Raw genomic sequence first — 16,865 nt, forward strand, 5'->3', positions numbered from 1 at the left:
CTCCCAATATGGTTCGCTTGTTTCGTACACGGATGGGGTGCTCAGATGCTCATGACCGCCCACACTGCCAACGCGCAGCCGATGGCTGTGATGAGGGAGAAGAGCGCCACGATCTTCACTTCGCTATACCCCGACATCTCAAAATGGTGGTGGATGGGGCTCATCTTGAAGACGCGCTTGCCGGTGAGCTTGAAGCTAGTCACCTGGATGATCACGCTGAGCGCCTCGATGATATACAAAATGCCCACCAAGATCAGGATGACCGGCAGTCCCACCCCGAAGGCCAGGGCCACCACCATGCCCCCTAAGAACATGGAGCCGGTATCCCCCATGAAGACCTTCGCCGGATGGAAGTTCCAGACGAGGAACCCGATGCAGGCCCCCGCCAAAGCGGTGGCCAGGATGCCCATGCCGGTAAAGCCCATAATCATGGTGATGAGCATAAAGCCGATGGCGGCCACAAAGGTGACCGAGCTTGCCAGTCCGTCAATGCCGTCGGTCAAGTTGACGGCATTGGTGATAAAGACGATAAAGAGCACCATCAGCGGGTAGTAGAAAATGCCGAAATTGAGGTAGCCGATCAGCGGGAACCAAAGCTCCGTGCTGGTGTCGCCGCTCAGGTAGAGGGTGAAGAGATAGAGGATGGCGATGAGAAACTGCATGACCAGCTTCTGCCGGGCGGTCAGTCCCAAATTGCGCTTTTTGACCACCTTGATGTAATCGTCCACAAAGCCCACGAAGCCGAAACAAAGCGCCATGATGAGCCCCGCGATGAGACGGGTGTTCTGCACCTTGTAACTGGGGTTTGTCATCACGCCTGTCTGTGCGGTGAGGATGCCGAAACCCACCGCCACCGCGACCACCACGCCGATGATGAACATGATGCCGCCCATGGTGGGGGTTCCCTGTTTATTCTTGTGCCAAGTGGGGCCGATGTCGTTGATGGTCTGTCCATAGTGGACCCTTTTGAGAAAAGGAATGAACCAGAATCCCATGACCGCTGTCAGCCCAAAGCCGATGACCGCAGCGACAATCGTTGACAGAGAACTTAACATTTGTCTTTACACTCCTCGCAGAACCTTGTGATTACTTCTTCCAGCTTCATTCCCCGGCTCCCCTTGAACCAGAGAATGTCCCCCTCCACCGCCTCCCGGCACAGCGTTTCGGTTAAAGTCTCCTTGTCGGGGAACCAGCGGCAGTCCTTAAGCCCTGCCTCTCTGGCGCCTTCGTACAGGCGCCGGGCTTCCCCGCCGTAACAGTAAAGCGCGTCGACGCCCTTTTGGGCGGCGAAGACGCCGATCTGCCGGTGGGAATCTTGGGAAATCTCCCCCAGCTCCAGCATATCCGCCAGCACCATCCGCTTCTTACCCGCGCATGCCATCGTCGAAAGGGTCTCAATGGCCGCACGCATGGAATCGGGGCTGGCGTTGTAGCAGTCTTCTACTATCCGAACGCCCCGGCACTCCCGCATCCGCTGACGCATTCCCGACGGCTGGTAGCCGTTTAGGGCGTCGGCGCAGCTTTGGGGCGGGATGCCGGCAAAGACGCCCACGCCGAAGGCGGCCAGGGCGTTTAACACATTGTGCCGCCCGATACAGGGCAGGGTGCAGGGGTAAGCATTGCCTTCATAGGAGATGGAAAAGTGGGTATCCTCCCCCGCCTCTCGGATATTTTTCGCGGAGATGGCGCAATCGAGGCCATCAATTCCATATTTTACCACATTGAGCCGTCGATTTTGGTAGTTTTGAAGCAGATCATTATCGCCGTTTAGGAGAAGTGTCGCTCCGTCGGCCATCCCGTCGCAGATTTCCGTTTTCGCTTTCAGGATGTTTTCCCGCGAGCCCAGTTGCAGCATGTGGGAGACGCCGATGGTGGTGATAACGCCGATGTCCGGGCGCACGCAGAGGGTCAGGTCATGGATTTCCCCGAAGCCGCTCATGCCCATCTCGAAGACGGCGGCTTGGGTGTCGGGCATCAGACGCATGACCGTGCGGGGCAGGCCGATTTCGTTATTCTCGTTGCCCAGGGTCTTGAGGGTGGCAAAGCGGCTGGAGAGTACGGCGGCGATCATGTCCTTGGTGGTGGTTTTCCCCACGCTGCCGGTGACTCCCACCGACAGGAAGGAAAACTTCTGCCGGTAGTAGGCCGCAATCTGTAACAGGGAGCGCTGGCTGTCGGGCACCACGAGGATTCTCTCATCCCACACCGGGTTCCCGGTGGACACTTTCCGCTCGGCCACACAGGCCGCGGCGCCCGCCGCGAAGGCCTTGGCGATGTAGTCGTGGCCGTCGAACCGCTCGCCGGGCAGGGCCACAAACAAGCTCCCCGGGCCGATGGTCCGCGAATCGGTGCTCACTTCCCTGACCGTGCCGCCGCCTTCAAAGGGGACGCCCAGCGCCTGGGCAATCTCACTGACTAAAAGCTCTATCATGCTCTTCCCCGCTCCCTCCGTCGCTGCCATATTCTCTCTATGCTAAGATTTTGCTTTGTTTTTCTTCTTTTGCAGCAGGTCCTTCACAATCTCGTGTTCATCGAAGCCGATGGTCCCGAAGTCAAGCACCTGATAGTCCTCGTGTCCCTTGCCCGCCAGCACCAGCAGGTCGCCGGGCTGGGCGTGGTCCAGCGCCCACTGAATGGCCTGGTACCGGTCCACGATGACCTTATAGGGAATCTTATATTCCTCAAAACCGGGCAACCCGTCCTCGATGATCTGCATCGGGTCCTCGTCCCGGGGGTTGTCGGAGGTAAAGATGGCAAAGTCGGCGTATTTGGCCACCGCCGCCGTCATCTTGGGGCGTTTGGTCCGGTCCCGGTTGCCCGCGCAGCCAAAGAGGGCCACCAGGCGCTTGGGGTGCAATTCTTTGAGCGCTCCCATCACCTTTTCCAGCCCATCCGGGGAGTGGGCGTAGTCGCAGATGACGGTGAAGCCCGCGTCGCCGGTATCCAGCACCTCGGTGCGGCCCCGGACGCCGGTGCAGGTGTTGAGCCCCTCCACCGCCTCCTCAAAGCTGAGCCCCAGCGCCATGCAGGCGCAGGCGGCGGCCAGGGCGTTCTCCACCGAGAATCGGCCGGGCATGCAGAAATTGACCCGGGCGATGACGCCGCTACCCACCAGGGCAAATTTGTTGGAGGAAAGCGCAAACTTGATATTCTTGGCCACATAGTCGGCCCGGTCGTCCTCGACGGCGTAGGTGATCATGTTCTTTTTGCCTTGATAGCGCTCGATGAGGCGCTGCCCATAGGGGTCGTCGTAGTTGATGACCAGGTTTTTGGCCTGAGCGAAGAGTTTGGCCTTGGCCTCGAAGTAGTTTTCCATGGTGCCGTGATAGTCCAGATGGTCCTGGGTGAGATTTGTGAATACCGCCGCCTCGAACTCACAGCCAAAGAGCCGCTTTTGGTCCATGGCGTGGGAGGAAGCCTCCATCACCACATACTCGCACCCGGCGGCCGCCATCCGTTTGAAGAGGACGTGCAGTTCCCCGGGGTCGGGGGTGGTATGTTTGGCGGGGATGAGCATATCGCCGATCTGGTTGTGGATGGTGCCGATGAGGCCCACCCGCTTTCCGGCGCTTTCCAGAATATGTTTGATGAGGTTGGTGATGGTGGTCTTGCCGTTGGTGCCGGTGACGCCGATGAGCTTGAGGCCTTTGGCCGGAAAACCGCAGATGGCGGCGGAAAGCAGGGCGTAAGCCTCCCGGGTATCCTTTGTCACAATGACATTCTCGCATCCGTTCAGGGTGAGCGGATGCTCCGCCACCACGGCGCAGGCGCCGGCCTCCACCGCCTTTTGGGCGTGGTCGTGGCCGTCGAATTTGAGTCCTTTGATACACACGAAGACGCTGCCCGGCTCCACCCGGCGGGAGTCACAGGTGACCGACGCGACCTCGCAGTCGGTCGGTTCCCCCCCATAGCCGATTGCTTGGAGCAATTGACGCAGTCTCATGATAACCCTCCTGTCTGCGCGCCGGATTTTGTCGTTTCGGCGCGTTTGGGACGCAGGACCCTACCGATCCGGCATCCCTATTATGAGCATATGTTGTCGCAAATATAGCGTTTTTCCTCGGTTCAATTTCTTTTTGTGTTACTCTACCGGGTCGTTGTTGACGAAGCTCACCTCGACGACGGTACCCACTTCCACCATGGTGCCTTCCGGAATGGACTGCTTGGAGGAGATGGTGGTGCTGCCGTTGAGGTCGATGCCGGAGAGCTTCACATTGAGCCCTAAGTTCGTCAGCGTCTGGTTGACCTGGAGCGCCGTCATGCCCTTGACGTTAGGCATCTTCACCTGGTTGCTCACGTTGCCCTCCTCGGTGTAGAGGATGACCTTGCCATCCCGTGGGATGGGCTGGCCGGCCAAAGGCACCTGCTTGATGACGGTGGCGCCGCTTCCCACCACTTCCACTTTCAGACTCTTTTCAGTGATGGCGGCTTTCGCCTTCTCCACCTCCATCTTAAGGACGGAGGGGACGGAAATGTCCATATTGGCAAGCTCCTCGGCCGTGTACTGGGGCTCGACGCCCAGGTAGGGCAGCGCTTCCTCCAGCACTTCTTTGACCACAGGGGCCGCGATGACGGAGCCGTAGACGTTTTGCATGAAGGGCTCGTCGAGCATAACCAGTACCGCGATCTGCGGGTCGTTGGCGGGCGCAAAGCCCAGGAAGGACGCGATATGGGGCTCGTTGCCGTTTTCGTCCTTTTTATCGATCTTTTCGGAGGTACCGGTCTTACCACCTACGTGGTAGCCGGCGATGTAGGCGCTCTTACCGCTGCCGTCCGGGTCGGAGACCACCCGCTCTAAGATGGAGGAGATGGTGGAGGACACTTCGCTGCTGATGACCTGGCGCTTGACGGTGGGCTCGGTGGACTTGACGATGTTGCCGTCGGCGTCCACGATGTTCTTGACTACATAGGGACTCATCAGGTTGCCGCCGTTGATGGCAGCGGACACGGCGGTGATCAGCTGAATGGGGGTAACCTTGAAGGTCTGGCCAAAGGCGCTGACGGCCAAGGTGTGGGGGCTCTTGACCAAAGTCGCCTCGCTGTGGTACAGGCTGGAGGAGCCTCCCTCCTCACCGGGGAGGTCGATGCCGGTCTTTTCCGTCAGGCCCCAAGCCTCAAAGTACTTATAGAAGTTTTCCCCGCCCATCCGGGTACCCACCATGATGAAGCCCGGGTTGCAGGAGTGCTTGACAATGCCCGCGAAGTCCTGGGTACCGTGCCCCGCCAACTTCCAGCAGCCGATGGTCCGGCCGCCGATCTGGTAGTGGCCGGTGCAGGTGAAGGAATCGGTCAATTTGCTGGTGCCCAGGTCCAGGGCGCTGGACGCGGTGAGAATCTTAAAGACGGAACCGGGCTCATAGGGCTCGGTGATGGATTTGTTCTTCCATTGGGCCGTCTGCTCAATTTGCAGCTGCTTTTTATAGGCCTCCTCGTCCCCTTCCACGGCTTTAAGCCGCTCCAAGGCGTAGGTGTCGGTGACGGTAAACGGGTCGTTGGGGTCAAAGTCGGTCTTGTTGGCCATGGCCAGGATTTCCCCAGTCTTGACGTTCATGACGACGCCCGCCGCCCGGTTCTTGACGTTATTTTCCACGACGGCCGTCTCCAATGCCTTTTCCAGGTAGTGCTGGATGGTTTCGTCGATGGTCAGGACGACGGAGTTGCCGTCCTTGGGGTCGATCATCTGGTCGTACTTGTAGGGCATGTCGCTGCCCCAGGCGTTTTTGGCCGAGACCACCCGGCCCGGCGTCCCGCTGAGCTCCTCGTCATAGTAGCTCTCGATGCCGTTGAGGCCCTGGTTGTCTTCGCCCACAAAGCCTAAGATGTTGGCGGCGAAGTTGCCGTAGGGATAGTAGCGCTTGTTGTCTTCCTCTATATTGATGGCGGAAATCTTATTGTCGGTGGCAAACTGGGTCACCTTGTCTGCCAGCGGCTTTTCGATCCGCTTCTTGATGACTTCGTAGTAGTTTTTCTTTTCGCACTTTTCCAGGATCTTTTCTTTGTCCACCTCTAATAGCTCCGAAAGGCCGGTGGCGATGAGCTCCTTTTGGGCGGCGTCCTTGATGTCGACCGGGGAAATAAACACGGTCCACACCGTGGCGCTCTGGGCCAGCACGTTCATGTTGCGGTCGTAAATGGTACCCCGCTTGGGGCTGATGGTGGTGACGCGCATCTGCTGTTTTTCCGCTTTGCTCTGATAGATGTCGCTTTCCACCAGCTGGATGATGCACAGCCTGACAATCAGGGTGGCAAAGCCGACAATGGCCAGGCCGCACAGGATGACCATCATCCTCTTTCTCATTTTGCTCGTCGGTCCTTTGGACAAATTGGCCGCCTCCGATCTCAGTCTCTCTAAAAAATTAAGAGTCAAGACTTCCGCTTAACTCTTGATGTTTCTTTTACATACTTATTTTGTCACGAACCCAGGTATTCCTTTATTTTGTCGAACCAGCCGGTGATGGTGCTGAGGATACCTCCTCCGGATTTTGGCTCCGTGATTTCGATCTTATCCCCCTCGGTCAGGCTCAGGTACTGGACCTGGTAGTTGTTCATTTTAGTCAGCCCCAGTTCATTTTTGGCCTTATCCTCGATGTTCTTTAAGGACATCTTCCCTTCCAGCTCCACATTGAGCCGGGTATTCTCGCTTTGGAGAATCTCCAAATTGGCGTTGGCGTCGTTGATGTCCTCGCCGATTTCGGTGAGGGTGATGCGGTTAATAATCATCAGGGAGGTGATGCCGATGACGATCACCGCGGCGAAGAAGGCCTTGATGATGGGCACGGCGTTGGATTTTTTCTTTTCCTTGCGTCCCTTGATCACCTGCATCTGAGGCTTTCTCTCCGGCTTGCGTTCAAATTTGGAAAGATCATAGGCAGTGCTTTCGCGGCTGTATTGCATCAAATCACCCCTTGTCGGTTTCTTCGGCCTACAGTTTTTCAATCACGCGGAGCTTGGCCGAATGGCTCCGGTGGTTTTCCTCCAGTTCCTTGGCGGAGGGCTCGATGGGCTTGCGGGAAAGAAGTTTTCCCTTAGGCGTATTGCCACACACGCACACGGGAAAGTCGGGCGGGCAGGTGCAGCCCCGGCATAGGGCGGCGAATTTCTGCTTGACCATCCGGTCTTCCAACGAATGGAAGGTGATGACGGCCAGCCGGCCGCCGGGGGAAAGGCGCGCAAAGGCCGCGTCCACGCCCAGAGATAGGCTTTCGAGCTCCGCGTTGACGGCGATGCGCAGCGCCTGGAAAGTACGTTTGGCGGGATGTCCGCCGGTGCGGCGGGCGGCGGCTGGGATGGAGGACTTGACGATCTCGCAAAGCTCGAAGGTGGTCTCCACCGGCTTTTGACGCCGGGCCCTGTCTATATTTTTAGCGATGGGAAAGGCAAATTTCTCTTCGGAATACTCCCGCAGAATCCGGGTGAGGTCCTGGACGGAATAGGTGTTGACAATGTCGTAGGCGCTCATGCCCTGTTTGCTCATGCGCATGTCCAGCGGGGCGTCATAATTATAGGAAAAGCCCCGCTCCCCCGTGTCCAGCTGGAAGGAGGAAACCCCTAGATCGAGGAGCACCCCGTCCACCTGGCCGATGCCCAGGCTGTCGAGAACCTGGTCCATCTGGGCGAAGTCGGACTGGACCACCTGCGCGCCGGGATAGGGGCGCAGCCGCTCAGTGGCGACGGCCACCGCGTCGGGGTCCTTGTCCAGCGCGATAAGGCGCCCGCCTTCGCTGAGTCTGGACGCAATCAAGCTGGAATGACCGGCGCCTCCCGCCGTGCCGTCGACATAAATGCCGCCGGGTCGGATGGCCAAAGCGTCGATGCATTCATGTAACATCACCGAATAATGACGAAATTCCAAAGCGTTACTCCCTCATTTAGAATCCAAGCTCGTCCATGGCCTCTGCCACCATATCGGAGGAGATGCCGTCGCAGTAGCTTGTCCACCTGGCGCTGTCCCAAATCTCCGCCCGGGTGGAAGCGCCCACCACGGTCACATCTTTGGAAAGCCCCGCGTATTCTCTGAGGTTTTGGGGGATGATGACGCGGCCCTGCTTGTCCCCTTCCACCTCCACGGCCCCCGCGTAGAAAAAGCGCTTGAGCATCCGGGATTTGGAGAGGGGCAGCTCGGAGAGCTTCTCCTCCAGTTTGGACCATTCCTCCAAGGAATAGACAAACAGGCAGTCGTCGAGCCCCTTGGTGATGACAAACCGGTCCCCCAGATCTTCCCGGAGACGGGCGGGAAAGTTCACTCTGCCCTTGGCATCGAGACTGTGCGAATATTCGCCGATGAGCATTTTCCCCACCTCCTCCAAAATCCACCTGGGAACCAGGTTTAGTTAACCACTTTTAACCACTATTCACCACTTTTCTCTAATTATAACGGTTGACTTTTTAAATTGCAATAGAGATTTGGAGATTTCTCCAGAATTTACAATCTAAAATTTGGCAAAAAAACACCCCTCCAACAAAAATTGGAAGGGTGTTTTTGTTACTTTCCACAATTTTCCTAGCGTTTTGGGTTCTTTAACGCATACCGTGTCGTTTTCACCTGACCAAGGGAAGTATTGAGCACTTCCTCCGCCTCTTTGAGCACGTTGTCGGCAAACTGATTGGCCGCCTGCCGGATTTCCCGGGCCTTATACTGGGCCTGGCTCACCAGTTCCGCGGACTTGGCCTGGGACTGCTTGACCACTTCCTCCTGGGCGATGAGGGCGCGGGCCCGGTCCTCCGCCTTTTTAATGAGGGCGTCGGCCTCCTTCTTGGCGGTGAGGATGATGTCGCTGCGGTCGGAGACAATGGCCTTGGCCTGTTTGATCTCCGTGGGCATATTCAGCCGGATGTCGTCGATGAGCTCCCTGACCCGCTCGGCGTCCACCACACAGCGTCCGCCGGTCAGCGGCAGGCTCCAGGCCTTGTCCAGCATCTCGTCGAGTACATCCAAAATTTCTTCGATATTCATAAATGCCTCCCATCCGCATCCCGAAGAACCCAAAAGTTCCTCCGAAACGCCTGTTTATTGGTATTCCGGGTGCCGGCCGGATCAACTCCGCTAAAACGCGTCTTTGTTCATCAGGCGCTGCTCGATGTCGTAGAGCACCTGGCGGGGTACGAAGTCGCCGATGTCGCCCCCGAACTGGGCCACCTGCTTGACGATACTGGAAGATAAGTACATGTTTTCCGCACTGGTGGTGAGGAAAACAGTTTCACAGCTGGGGTTTAACTTTTTGTTGGTCAGTGCCATCTGAAACTCGTACTCAAAATCGGAGACGGCCCGCAAGCCCTTGATGATGGCATTGGCGTTTTTGATGCGGCAGTAATCGGCCAGCAGTCCGCCGTAGACGTCCACCTCCACGTTACTGAGCTCCGCGATGCTCCGCTCGATGAGATCCACCCGCTCCTCCGGCGTAAAGGCCGGATGCTTGGCCGGGTTGTGGACCACCAGGACAATCACCTTGTCAAAGAGGGCCGACGCCCGCTTGATGATGTCCAGATGCCCTTTGGTGATGGGGTCAAAGCTCCCCGGACAGATGCCAATTTTCATTTGCTCCCCCCGCTTTCCCCGGTCCCGCCTCCCGGCGCGCCGGTCATGCTCTCCTTTATTCCTCTTCCCCGTCCTCTTCTCTCTTTCTGTAAAGGGTCAGGGCGATCTTGCCGTACCGGTATTTCTTTTTGAGGACAAATGGGCCGCATTCCTCCGGCAACTCCTCGTGAAGCCTGGTCTCGCAGAGGATGGCCCCGCCGTCGCTCATCCTGGCCGCCGCCAGGGGCAGGATCTCGGGCAGGATGCCGCTGTCATAGGGCGGGTCTAAGAGCACAACGTCGAAAGTTTCATTGGTTGTTTTGAGGAAAGCCTTCGCGTCCATGGCGGCTACCCGCGCTTTGGAACTAAGTTGGGTGGCGGCCAGGTTTTGCTTGATGACGCTCTGGGCTTTCGTGCTCTGGTCCACAAAGATGCAGCATCGGGCGCCCCGGCTGAGGGCCTCGATGCCAAGCTGTCCCGAGCCCGCGAACAGGTCCAGCACCATGGCCTGCTCCATTTCAAAATGAAGGATGCTGAACATAGCTTCCTTCACCATATCCGTTGTCGGCCGGACGTCCCGCCCCTCCAGGGTGGCGAGCTTTCTCCCCCGGGCCGAACCGGTGATTACTCTCATGGGTTTCTCCATTCCGCCGCTGCGCCGGGCCTCCGCGGTTTCCCCAAACGGATCCGCCGGCCGGCATCGGCTCACTTTTTCCAAACTGCGGCAGTCTTCACCCTTTGGGGCCGGCAGTGATCGACTCGCCGCAAGCTATTTTTCGCTAAACTCAAACATTTCCCGGGAAAAACGCCGGGAAACGGATACTTCGTCATTACTATACATTATCAGACAGCGTCCGTCAATTGTCAAGTTGTCTTTTTCCGTCTCAGTTTTCCTGCAAAAAGGCGTGGAGGTTTTCCGCCGCCGTCCGGGTCATCCCCTTGACCTCGCACAGCTCCTCCACCGTCGCCGCCCGGATGGCCTTGACGGTCTTAAAGTGCTTGAGCAGCGCCACCGCCCGGGTCTGGCCGATGCCTTCACAGCGGGTCAGCATGAGCTGGAAGCCGCCGCTCTGATGCTTCTGGCGGCTGTACCGGATGCTAAAGCGGTGAACCTCGTCCTGGATGGCGGTGACCAGGGAGAAGGCCGACCGATTGGAATTGATGGAGATTTCTCCTCCGTCCACCGCGATGGCCCGGGTCCTGTGCCGGTCGTCCTTGACCATGCCGAAGACCGGGATGTCAAAGCCCATGGCCCGCACCACCGGCAGGATGGTGCTCACATGCCCTTTTCCGCCGTCGAGAAGGATGAGGTCGGGCAGGACGGAGAAATGGGGGTCCCCCTCCCGATAGCGGCTCAGACGCCGGGTGATCACCTCGGTCATGGCGGCGTAGTCGTCGGGTCCCTGCTGCTCCTTGATGGCAAACTTGCGGTAGGCCTGCTTGAGGGGCCGCCCCTCCTCGAAGACCACCATGCCCCCCACGATGGTGGATTCCCCGATGTTGGAGATGTCGTAGGCCTCAATGTAATGGGGCGGATGGGGCAGGCCCAGGAGCCTGGCCAGCTCGTCGAGGGCCGCGATCTCCCGGCCGGTGCGGGCCGTCTCGTGGGAGAGGCGCTGGGAGGCGTTCTCCTTGGCCATGAGCACCAGGTCGTGCTGCTCTCCCCGCTGGGGCACGTGGATATGAACCCGGCGGCCCGCCTTTTCAGTGAGGTATTCTTCGAACAGGTCCTGGTCCTCACAGGGGGCGTCCAGCTCGATCTGGGGCGGGATGTCCCCGCCCGTGTCGTAGTAGCGCATGAGAAACTCGCTGCGGGCGCTGTCGATGCTCTCCACTTCCCCCAGGAGGAAGTCCTTTTTGTCGATGAGCTTGGAGCCACGGAACTTGAGCACCACCGCGCAGACGGTGCGTCCGAGCTGGGACAGGGCGATGACGTCCTGTTCGGGCACCTTGGAGAGGACCACCTTCTGGTGCTCGGAAATCTTCTCGATGGCCTTGATGCGGTCCCGCAGCCGGGCCGCCCGCTCGAAGTCCAGTGCCTCGGCGGCCTCCTCCATCATCTTCCGCAGGCTTTTGAGGGAGTTTTCACTCCCCCCTTTGATAAAGTCCACCGCCTGGGCCAGAATCTCCCCGTACTCCGCCTCGCTCACCCGGCCGGTGCAGGGGGCGATGCACAGGTCGATGTGCCGGTTGAGACAGGGCCTCCCCTTCCCGATTTCGGCGGGAAAACGCCGGGAGCAGGTGGGGAGCTTGAAAGCCTTGTTGGTCTCGTCCACCATCTGCTTGACGATGAAGCCGCTGACATAGGGGCCGATGTACTCGTCCCCGTCGTTTAAAAACTGCTTGACCTCCGAAATCCGGCCCCAGGGCTTCTTCTCCACCTTGATATAATGGTAGCCCTTGTCGTCTTTTAACAGGATATTATATTTGGGGGCATGCTGCTTGATGAGGCTGCATTCTAAAACCAGGGCCTCATATTCGCTGTCCACCACGATGTAGTCGAAATCGTAGACGTTCTGCACCATCTGATAGACCTTGGGATGGTGGTTCTCGATGGCGCGGAAATAGCTGGACACCCGGTTTTTGAGGGCCTTGGCCTTGCCCACATAGATAATATGCCCGGTCTTGTCCTTCATCATGTACACCCCCGGAGCCAGGGGCAGGCCGCTGACCTTCTTTTTAAGCCGTTCCAGGATTTCGTCCTGCACGCCGCTCACCTCCTTTATTCTGCGGTTCCGACCCCTGAGCAGGGTTGCTGATCGGAACTATTTTTCTAAATCATCCGGCCTAACCATGTGGGCGCGGCCGTTTTCATGCAAAAAGAAAGGCGCGCTGCATCACACAACGCGCCGTACCTCATCTTGCGAAATCACGAAAAACTACTCGGCGAAACCGGATTCCACCAGTTTGACCAGGCCGTCTACCGCCTGCTCCTCGTCAGCGCCGTCAGCGATGATGCGGATGGTGGTGCCGCCGACAATACCCAGGGAAAGAACACCCAGCAGGCTCTTGGCATTGACCCGGCGCTCTTCTTTTTCTACCCAGATGGAGGATTTGAACTCGTTGGCCTTCTGGATGAAGAAGGTGGCGGGACGCGCATGCAGGCCGACTTGATTCTGAACAGTAACATCTTTTACAAACATATTCTTACTCTCCCAATGTATGAATTAATATAGTCTCGTAGTCACAGTCTTTATTATAACATATGTACAACCTTCGTCAACGACAAAAAATCGCTTTTTGAACTTTTTTCAGGGAATTTCTGCTTGTTTTCCAGTTGCAGCCGAAATTTCACCCCTGGATTTGTTTATTCTCACCACATTTTTTCAACAACAACAGCACATTACACACTTTGCCTGTGGAAAAGCTGTGCAAACATCCAATTTTTACCTCAAGTTTTTGCTGAAAATGCCTGTACACCTGACAAATGCAACCAACTGCTTTGTTATTTTGCCCGTAAAAAGAGCGTTCATACAACGGCGCCCTTTTCCCGAAAAAGTTTCTTCGCGCATCCCACTCTTAATTCTATGCCACAGCGCGAAAAAAGTGCATCGGCTGTGACCGGACTACTCCGCTTCCTCCCGCAGTTTTTTCAGATACGCCCGGTCCTTTTTATCAAGCGGCGCGCGCTCCAGCATGTCCGGGCGCTTTTGGAAGGTTCTCTCCAGGGACCGCTCCCGCCGCCACTTGGCAATGTTGGCGTGGTGGCCGGTCAGGAGCACCCCCGGCACCTCCCGACCGTGCCAGACGGCGGGTCGGGAATACTGAGGATATTCAAGCAGCCCGTTATAGTGGCTTTCCTCGGTATAACACTCCTCGTCGGAAAGGACGCCGGGGAGCATCCGCAAAATGGAGTCGGCCACCATCAGCGCGGGCAGTTCGCCGCCGGTGAGGACAAAGTCCCCGGCGGAAATCTCTTCGTCCACGATCTCCTGGAGCACCCGCTCGTCCACTCCCTCGTAGTGGCCGCACAAAAGCAGGAGGTTGTCCATCTCCTTGAGCTCCACCGCTTTCTGCTGGGTAAAAGTCTTCCCCTGGGGGGTGAGATAGATCACGTGGGGATGCATCCCCACCTGTTTCCAGATGGCCTCATAGCAGCGGTAGATGGGGTCGGCCTGCATGACCATTCCCATGCCCCCGCCGTAGGGGGCGTCGTCCACCCGCTTCTGCTTTGAGAGGGTGTAGTCCCGGATGTTGTGGCAGTGGACTTCAAAGAGCCCCTGACGGCGGGCTCTGCCGATGATGCTCTCGTTGAGCACCCGGTCGCACATCTCGGGAAATAGGGTGGCAATATCAATCCTCATCGTCGAATAACCCCCTGAGCGGCCGGATTTCCATGACGCCTTCGTCGATATTCGTGCGGATGACCACGTCCTTGATGGCGGGAATGAGCTTCACGCTGCCATCGGGGAAGGCGACGTGGTAGACGTCGTTGGCGCCGGTTTCGGTGACGTCGGTAATCTTGCCGTATTCTTTCCCCGAATCGGCATCCCGCACGGTGAGACCGATGAGGTCCTGGACAAAATATTCCCCCTCGGCGAGCTCAATCTCGTCCCGATCCACATAGAGCACCTTCCCCCGGTAGGAGACGGCCTGTTCCACCGTGTCCACGCCCTTGAGCTTGAGTATCGCCATGTTTTTGTGGATGCGGCACTCCTCCACCTCCACGGCCCGTTTGCCCTTATCCAGATAGAGCCGGTCAAAGTCCAGTAAAAATTCCGGGGCGTCGCACCAGGGGTAGACTTTGACTTCCCCCTTAATACCGTGGGTGGTGACGATTTTTCCAGTCTCCAAATACTTTTTTCCTGCCATGGGCCACTCTCCTCTTGTTTTTGCTGACGAAGCGTCCTTTGCTTTGAAACAAAACGAATCGATATTTTTCTCTCCCGCCCAGGGCCGGCCGCCTGGATAAAGCCCAACCCTCCGGTCCCGCGGGGGAAAGAAAAAGGGAAAGCATTTCCTGCTTCCCCCGCTTTTCCTTTTTTAGTCGATTTCCACGGCAATTTTGGTTTCCTGCCGGTTGGCGGCCGCACGCATGACGGTGCGGATGGCCTTGGCAATTCTGCCTTGTTTGCCGATGACACGACCCATATCATCCGGCGCGACATGCAGGTGGTAGACGATGAGCCCCTCTTCGTTGGGTTCGTCGACGGTCACGTTGACCGCGTCCTTGTCATCCACCAGGCCTCGCGCAATGGATACAAGTAGTTGATCCATAAGTAGTCCTCCAGAACCTGATCAGTTTCCTACGAAAATTAAAGCACACCGTTTTTCTTGAGCAGTGCTTTCACAGTGTCTGTGGGCTGAGCGCCGTTGGACATCCATTTCGTCACTTTCTCGCCGTCGATCTTCACAACGACCGGATCCTTGGTGGGATCGTAATAACCGACCTCCTCGATGAATCTGCCGTCACGGGGATACCGAGAGTCAGCGACAACGATGCGGTAGAACGGGGCCTTTTTCGCACCGATTCTGCGCAGTCTAATTTTAACAGCCATTCCAGTCACCTCCTATGATTTGATATAAGAAATCTTTTATTTTACCGGCAGCGCCATGGGCCGCCTCTAAAATAACGCATTAAAAGGGCATGCCGCCCGGGGGCATCATGGGCATTCTTCTGCGCTTGCCCTTTTTGCCCATACCGCCCAGCTGTTTCATCATCTTCTGCATCTGCTCAAACTGTTTGAGCAGGCGGTTGACGTCGGGCACCTCGGTGCCGGAGCCGGCGGCGATCCTCCGCTTCCGGGAGGGGTTGATGATCTGGGGACGCTCCCGCTCCCGGGGGGTCATGGAGCAGATAATGGATTCCATCTGCTTGAGCTGCTGCTCTCCCTTTTCAGCGTCCTCGTCCTTGATGGCCTTGGCCGCCCCCGGCAGCATGGACATGACCTGCTGGAGGGGTCCCATTTTTTTGATCTGCTGCATTTGCGCCAGCAGGTCGTTTAAGTCAAAGGAGTTCTCTTTGAGCTTTTTGGCCATTTCCTCGGCGTTTTTCTCATCGATATGCTCCTGTGCCTTTTCAATTAAAGAGAGGACGTCGCCCATCCCCAGAATCCGGGAAGCCATCCGGGCCGGATGAAACGGCTCCAAGTCCTCTAACTTTTCGCCCATACCCACGAATTTGATGGGTTTGCCCGTCACCGCCTTGACCGAGAGCGCCGCGCCGCCGCGGGTGTCGCCGTCGAGCTTGGTCAGGATGACGCCGTCGATGCCCAGCGCGTCGTCAAAGGATTTGGCCACATTGACCGCGTCCTGGCCGGTCATAGAGTCGATGACCAACAGAATGTCGGTGGGCTCCACTTCTTTTTTGATGCCCTGGAGCTCTCCCATGAGCGTCTCGTCGATGTGCAGGCGTCCGGCGGTGTCCAGAATGACCACGTCGTTGCCGTAGTCCCTGGCGTGGCTGACCGCCTTTTTGGCGATCTTGATGGGGTTGTCGTTGCCCATTTCAAAGACCGGGACCCCGGCCTTCTCGCCCACCACCTGCAACTGCTTGATGGCCGCCGGACGGTAGACGTCGCAGGCAACCAGCAGCGGGCGCCGGCCCTGGCCCTTGAGCATGCGGGCGAGCTTGGCGCTATGGGTAGTTTTACCGCTTCCCTGTAAGCCGCACATCATGATGACGGCCGGAGGTTTTGCGGGAGAATTGAGCCGGGCGCTCTCATTGCCCATGAGGGCGGTCAGCTCTTCGTTGACGATTTTAATGACCTGTTGGGCCGGCGTCAGGCTTTCCAGCACCTGGGCGCCCACGGCCCGCTCGGACACCTTGGAGACAAAGTCCTTGGTGACCTTGTAGCTGACGTCCGCTTCCAAAAGGGCCAGCCGCACTTCCCGCATGGCCTCTTTGATATCGGCTTCGCTGAGCTTTCCTTTGGACTTGAGCCTTTTGAAAGCCGCCGACAATTTTTCAGAAAGTCCTTCAAATGCCATGGGGTTCGCCTCCCTTCCCTATCTAAAATTATAATACATCCTCTTCCAGCTTCTCGGCGGCGTTATACACCTGTGCCGCCATCTGCGCAATCTCTCTGGAAAAGCAAAAACGCTTGTTGTGTTCGGCCATCTGCTCGGCCATTTCCTTGATCTTCCCCAGCAGCTCAGCCATCTCTTTTTGCTTTTGCGCGAAGTGGAGCTTGTCCTCCATCTCCATCAAAAAGGCTTCGCCCCTTTTGATGGAATCCCGCACTCCCTGCCGGGTGATGCCGGAAAGCTCGGAGATCTCGCCCAGGGACAGATCTTCATTATAATAGAGCTCGATGACCTCTTTCTGTTTTTCGGTGAGCATGTCGCCGTAAATATCCAGCAATATGGAAACTGAAAGATCCTTGCTCATATCCGCTCTCCTCTGCCCCAA

At 57.4% G+C, this 16,865-nt stretch carries 19 protein-coding genes; 1 reads left to right on the plus strand and 18 read right to left on the minus strand.

The genetic code is table 11. The features are described 5' to 3' along the window. Positions 1–41: 41 nt before the first annotated feature. The 12 genes from mraY to H8709_RS04700 form a co-directional block, all read right to left on the minus strand. Positions 42–1,055 (minus strand): phospho-N-acetylmuramoyl-pentapeptide-transferase, encoded by a 1,014-nt coding sequence (gene mraY, locus H8709_RS04645; protein WP_262397198.1) that lies wholly within the window; start codon positions 1,053–1,055, stop codon positions 42–44. Continuing rightward, positions 1,049–2,461, minus strand: a complete 1,413-nt coding sequence (locus H8709_RS04650) for a UDP-N-acetylmuramoyl-tripeptide--D-alanyl-D-alanine ligase (RefSeq protein WP_262397199.1) — start codon at positions 2,459–2,461, stop codon at positions 1,049–1,051. The genes mraY and H8709_RS04650 overlap by 7 nt, the downstream gene beginning before the upstream one ends. 12 nt (positions 2,462–2,473) lie before the next feature. Beyond that, positions 2,474–3,943: a UDP-N-acetylmuramoyl-L-alanyl-D-glutamate--2,6-diaminopimelate ligase gene (locus H8709_RS04655; protein WP_262397200.1), complete on the minus strand. Its 1,470-nt coding sequence runs from the start codon at positions 3,941–3,943 to the stop codon at positions 2,474–2,476. Between the two features lie 138 nt (positions 3,944–4,081). Further along, entirely contained in the window at positions 4,082–6,298 is a 2,217-nt protein-coding gene (locus H8709_RS04660; RefSeq protein ID WP_262397201.1) for a penicillin-binding transpeptidase domain-containing protein, read from the minus strand. 113 nt (positions 6,299–6,411) lie between these two features. Next, complete coding sequence (locus H8709_RS04665) at positions 6,412–6,894, minus strand: hypothetical protein (protein ID WP_262397202.1); 483 nt, start codon at positions 6,892–6,894, stop codon at positions 6,412–6,414. 28 nt (positions 6,895–6,922) lie between these two features. After that, positions 6,923–7,852, minus strand: coding sequence for a 16S rRNA (cytosine(1402)-N(4))-methyltransferase RsmH (gene rsmH / locus H8709_RS04670; protein ID WP_262397203.1), 930 nt, complete (start codon positions 7,850–7,852; stop codon positions 6,923–6,925). 16 nt (positions 7,853–7,868) lie between these two features. Continuing rightward, entirely contained in the window at positions 7,869–8,288 is a 420-nt protein-coding gene (gene mraZ, locus H8709_RS04675) for a division/cell wall cluster transcriptional repressor MraZ (protein WP_262397204.1), read from the minus strand. A gap of 212 nt (positions 8,289–8,500) precedes the next feature. Next, complete coding sequence (locus H8709_RS04680) at positions 8,501–8,953, minus strand: ATPase (RefSeq protein ID WP_262397205.1); 453 nt, start codon at positions 8,951–8,953, stop codon at positions 8,501–8,503. 90 nt (positions 8,954–9,043) lie between these two features. Then, positions 9,044–9,535, minus strand: coding sequence for a pantetheine-phosphate adenylyltransferase (coaD, locus tag H8709_RS04685; RefSeq protein WP_262397206.1), 492 nt, complete (start codon positions 9,533–9,535; stop codon positions 9,044–9,046). Positions 9,536–9,590: 55 nt separating this feature from the next. After that, entirely contained in the window at positions 9,591–10,160 is a 570-nt protein-coding gene (gene rsmD / locus H8709_RS04690) for a 16S rRNA (guanine(966)-N(2))-methyltransferase RsmD (protein WP_262397207.1), read from the minus strand. Positions 10,161–10,398: 238 nt separating this feature from the next. Next, complete coding sequence (uvrC, locus tag H8709_RS04695) at positions 10,399–12,222, minus strand: excinuclease ABC subunit UvrC (protein WP_262397208.1); 1,824 nt, start codon at positions 12,220–12,222, stop codon at positions 10,399–10,401. Between the two features lie 171 nt (positions 12,223–12,393). Continuing rightward, the gene (locus H8709_RS04700; RefSeq protein WP_191481716.1) at positions 12,394–12,657 is read right to left on the minus strand and encodes an HPr family phosphocarrier protein; all 264 of its coding nucleotides are present in this window, start codon (positions 12,655–12,657) and stop codon (positions 12,394–12,396) included. A gap of 97 nt (positions 12,658–12,754) precedes the next feature. On the opposite strand from H8709_RS04700, the gene H8709_RS04705 reads away from it, so the two are divergent. Beyond that, the gene (locus H8709_RS04705; RefSeq protein WP_262397209.1) at positions 12,755–13,075 is read left to right on the plus strand and encodes a hypothetical protein; all 321 of its coding nucleotides are present in this window, start codon (positions 12,755–12,757) and stop codon (positions 13,073–13,075) included. Positions 13,076–13,080: 5 nt separating this feature from the next. Here the strand turns inward: H8709_RS04705 and trmD are convergent, their stop codons facing one another. The 6 genes from trmD to ylxM form a co-directional block, all read right to left on the minus strand. Then, positions 13,081–13,818, minus strand: a complete 738-nt coding sequence (trmD, locus tag H8709_RS04710) for a tRNA (guanosine(37)-N1)-methyltransferase TrmD (protein ID WP_262397210.1) — start codon at positions 13,816–13,818, stop codon at positions 13,081–13,083. Next, positions 13,808–14,326 carry a ribosome maturation factor RimM gene (gene rimM / locus H8709_RS04715; protein WP_262397211.1) on the minus strand — a complete coding sequence of 173 codons (519 nt, stop codon included), beginning with the start codon at positions 14,324–14,326 and terminating at the stop codon, positions 13,808–13,810. The genes trmD and rimM overlap by 11 nt, the downstream gene beginning before the upstream one ends. 171 nt (positions 14,327–14,497) lie before the next feature. After that, positions 14,498–14,731: a KH domain-containing protein gene (locus H8709_RS04720; RefSeq protein WP_262397212.1), complete on the minus strand. Its 234-nt coding sequence runs from the start codon at positions 14,729–14,731 to the stop codon at positions 14,498–14,500. A 38-nt stretch (positions 14,732–14,769) separates the two neighbouring features. Beyond that, positions 14,770–15,012 (minus strand): 30S ribosomal protein S16, encoded by a 243-nt coding sequence (gene rpsP / locus H8709_RS04725; RefSeq protein ID WP_262397213.1) that lies wholly within the window; start codon positions 15,010–15,012, stop codon positions 14,770–14,772. Between the two features lie 79 nt (positions 15,013–15,091). Continuing rightward, positions 15,092–16,444, minus strand: a complete 1,353-nt coding sequence (gene ffh / locus H8709_RS04730; protein WP_262397214.1) for a signal recognition particle protein — start codon at positions 16,442–16,444, stop codon at positions 15,092–15,094. Positions 16,445–16,472: 28 nt separating this feature from the next. Beyond that, complete coding sequence (gene ylxM / locus H8709_RS04735; protein WP_262397215.1) at positions 16,473–16,844, minus strand: YlxM family DNA-binding protein; 372 nt, start codon at positions 16,842–16,844, stop codon at positions 16,473–16,475. Between the last annotated feature and the right edge of the window lie 21 nt (positions 16,845–16,865).

It is taken from the genome of Zongyangia hominis (assembly GCF_014385095.1).
Taxonomy (GTDB): domain Bacteria; phylum Bacillota; class Clostridia; order Oscillospirales; family Ruminococcaceae; genus Zongyangia; species Zongyangia hominis.

Coding starts and splice junctions, on each gene's coding strand:
- mraY (WP_262397198.1), bottom strand. CDS start 1,055: ATGTTAAGTTCTCTGTCAACGATTGTCGCTGCGGTCATCGGCTTTGGG.
- H8709_RS04650 (WP_262397199.1), bottom strand. CDS start 2,461: ATGGCAGCGACGGAGGGAGCGGGGAAGAGCATGATAGAGCTTTTAGTC.
- H8709_RS04655 (WP_262397200.1), bottom strand. CDS start 3,943: ATGAGACTGCGTCAATTGCTCCAAGCAATCGGCTATGGGGGGGAACCG.
- H8709_RS04660 (WP_262397201.1), bottom strand. CDS start 6,298: ATGAGAAAGAGGATGATGGTCATCCTGTGCGGCCTGGCCATTGTCGGC.
- H8709_RS04665 (WP_262397202.1), bottom strand. CDS start 6,894: ATGCAATACAGCCGCGAAAGCACTGCCTATGATCTTTCCAAATTTGAA.
- mraZ (WP_262397204.1), bottom strand. CDS start 8,288: ATGCTCATCGGCGAATATTCGCACAGTCTCGATGCCAAGGGCAGAGTG.
- H8709_RS04680 (WP_262397205.1), bottom strand. CDS start 8,953: ATGAATATCGAAGAAATTTTGGATGTACTCGACGAGATGCTGGACAAG.
- coaD (WP_262397206.1), bottom strand. CDS start 9,535: ATGAAAATTGGCATCTGTCCGGGGAGCTTTGACCCCATCACCAAAGGG.
- rsmD (WP_262397207.1), bottom strand. CDS start 10,160: ATGGAGAAACCCATGAGAGTAATCACCGGTTCGGCCCGGGGGAGAAAG.
- H8709_RS04700 (WP_191481716.1), bottom strand. CDS start 12,657: ATGTTTGTAAAAGATGTTACTGTTCAGAATCAAGTCGGCCTGCATGCG.
- trmD (WP_262397210.1), bottom strand. CDS start 13,818: ATGAGGATTGATATTGCCACCCTATTTCCCGAGATGTGCGACCGGGTG.
- rimM (WP_262397211.1), bottom strand. CDS start 14,326: ATGGCAGGAAAAAAGTATTTGGAGACTGGAAAAATCGTCACCACCCAC.
- H8709_RS04720 (WP_262397212.1), bottom strand. CDS start 14,731: ATGGATCAACTACTTGTATCCATTGCGCGAGGCCTGGTGGATGACAAG.
- rpsP (WP_262397213.1), bottom strand. CDS start 15,012: ATGGCTGTTAAAATTAGACTGCGCAGAATCGGTGCGAAAAAGGCCCCG.
- ffh (WP_262397214.1), bottom strand. CDS start 16,444: ATGGCATTTGAAGGACTTTCTGAAAAATTGTCGGCGGCTTTCAAAAGG.
- ylxM (WP_262397215.1), bottom strand. CDS start 16,844: ATGAGCAAGGATCTTTCAGTTTCCATATTGCTGGATATTTACGGCGAC.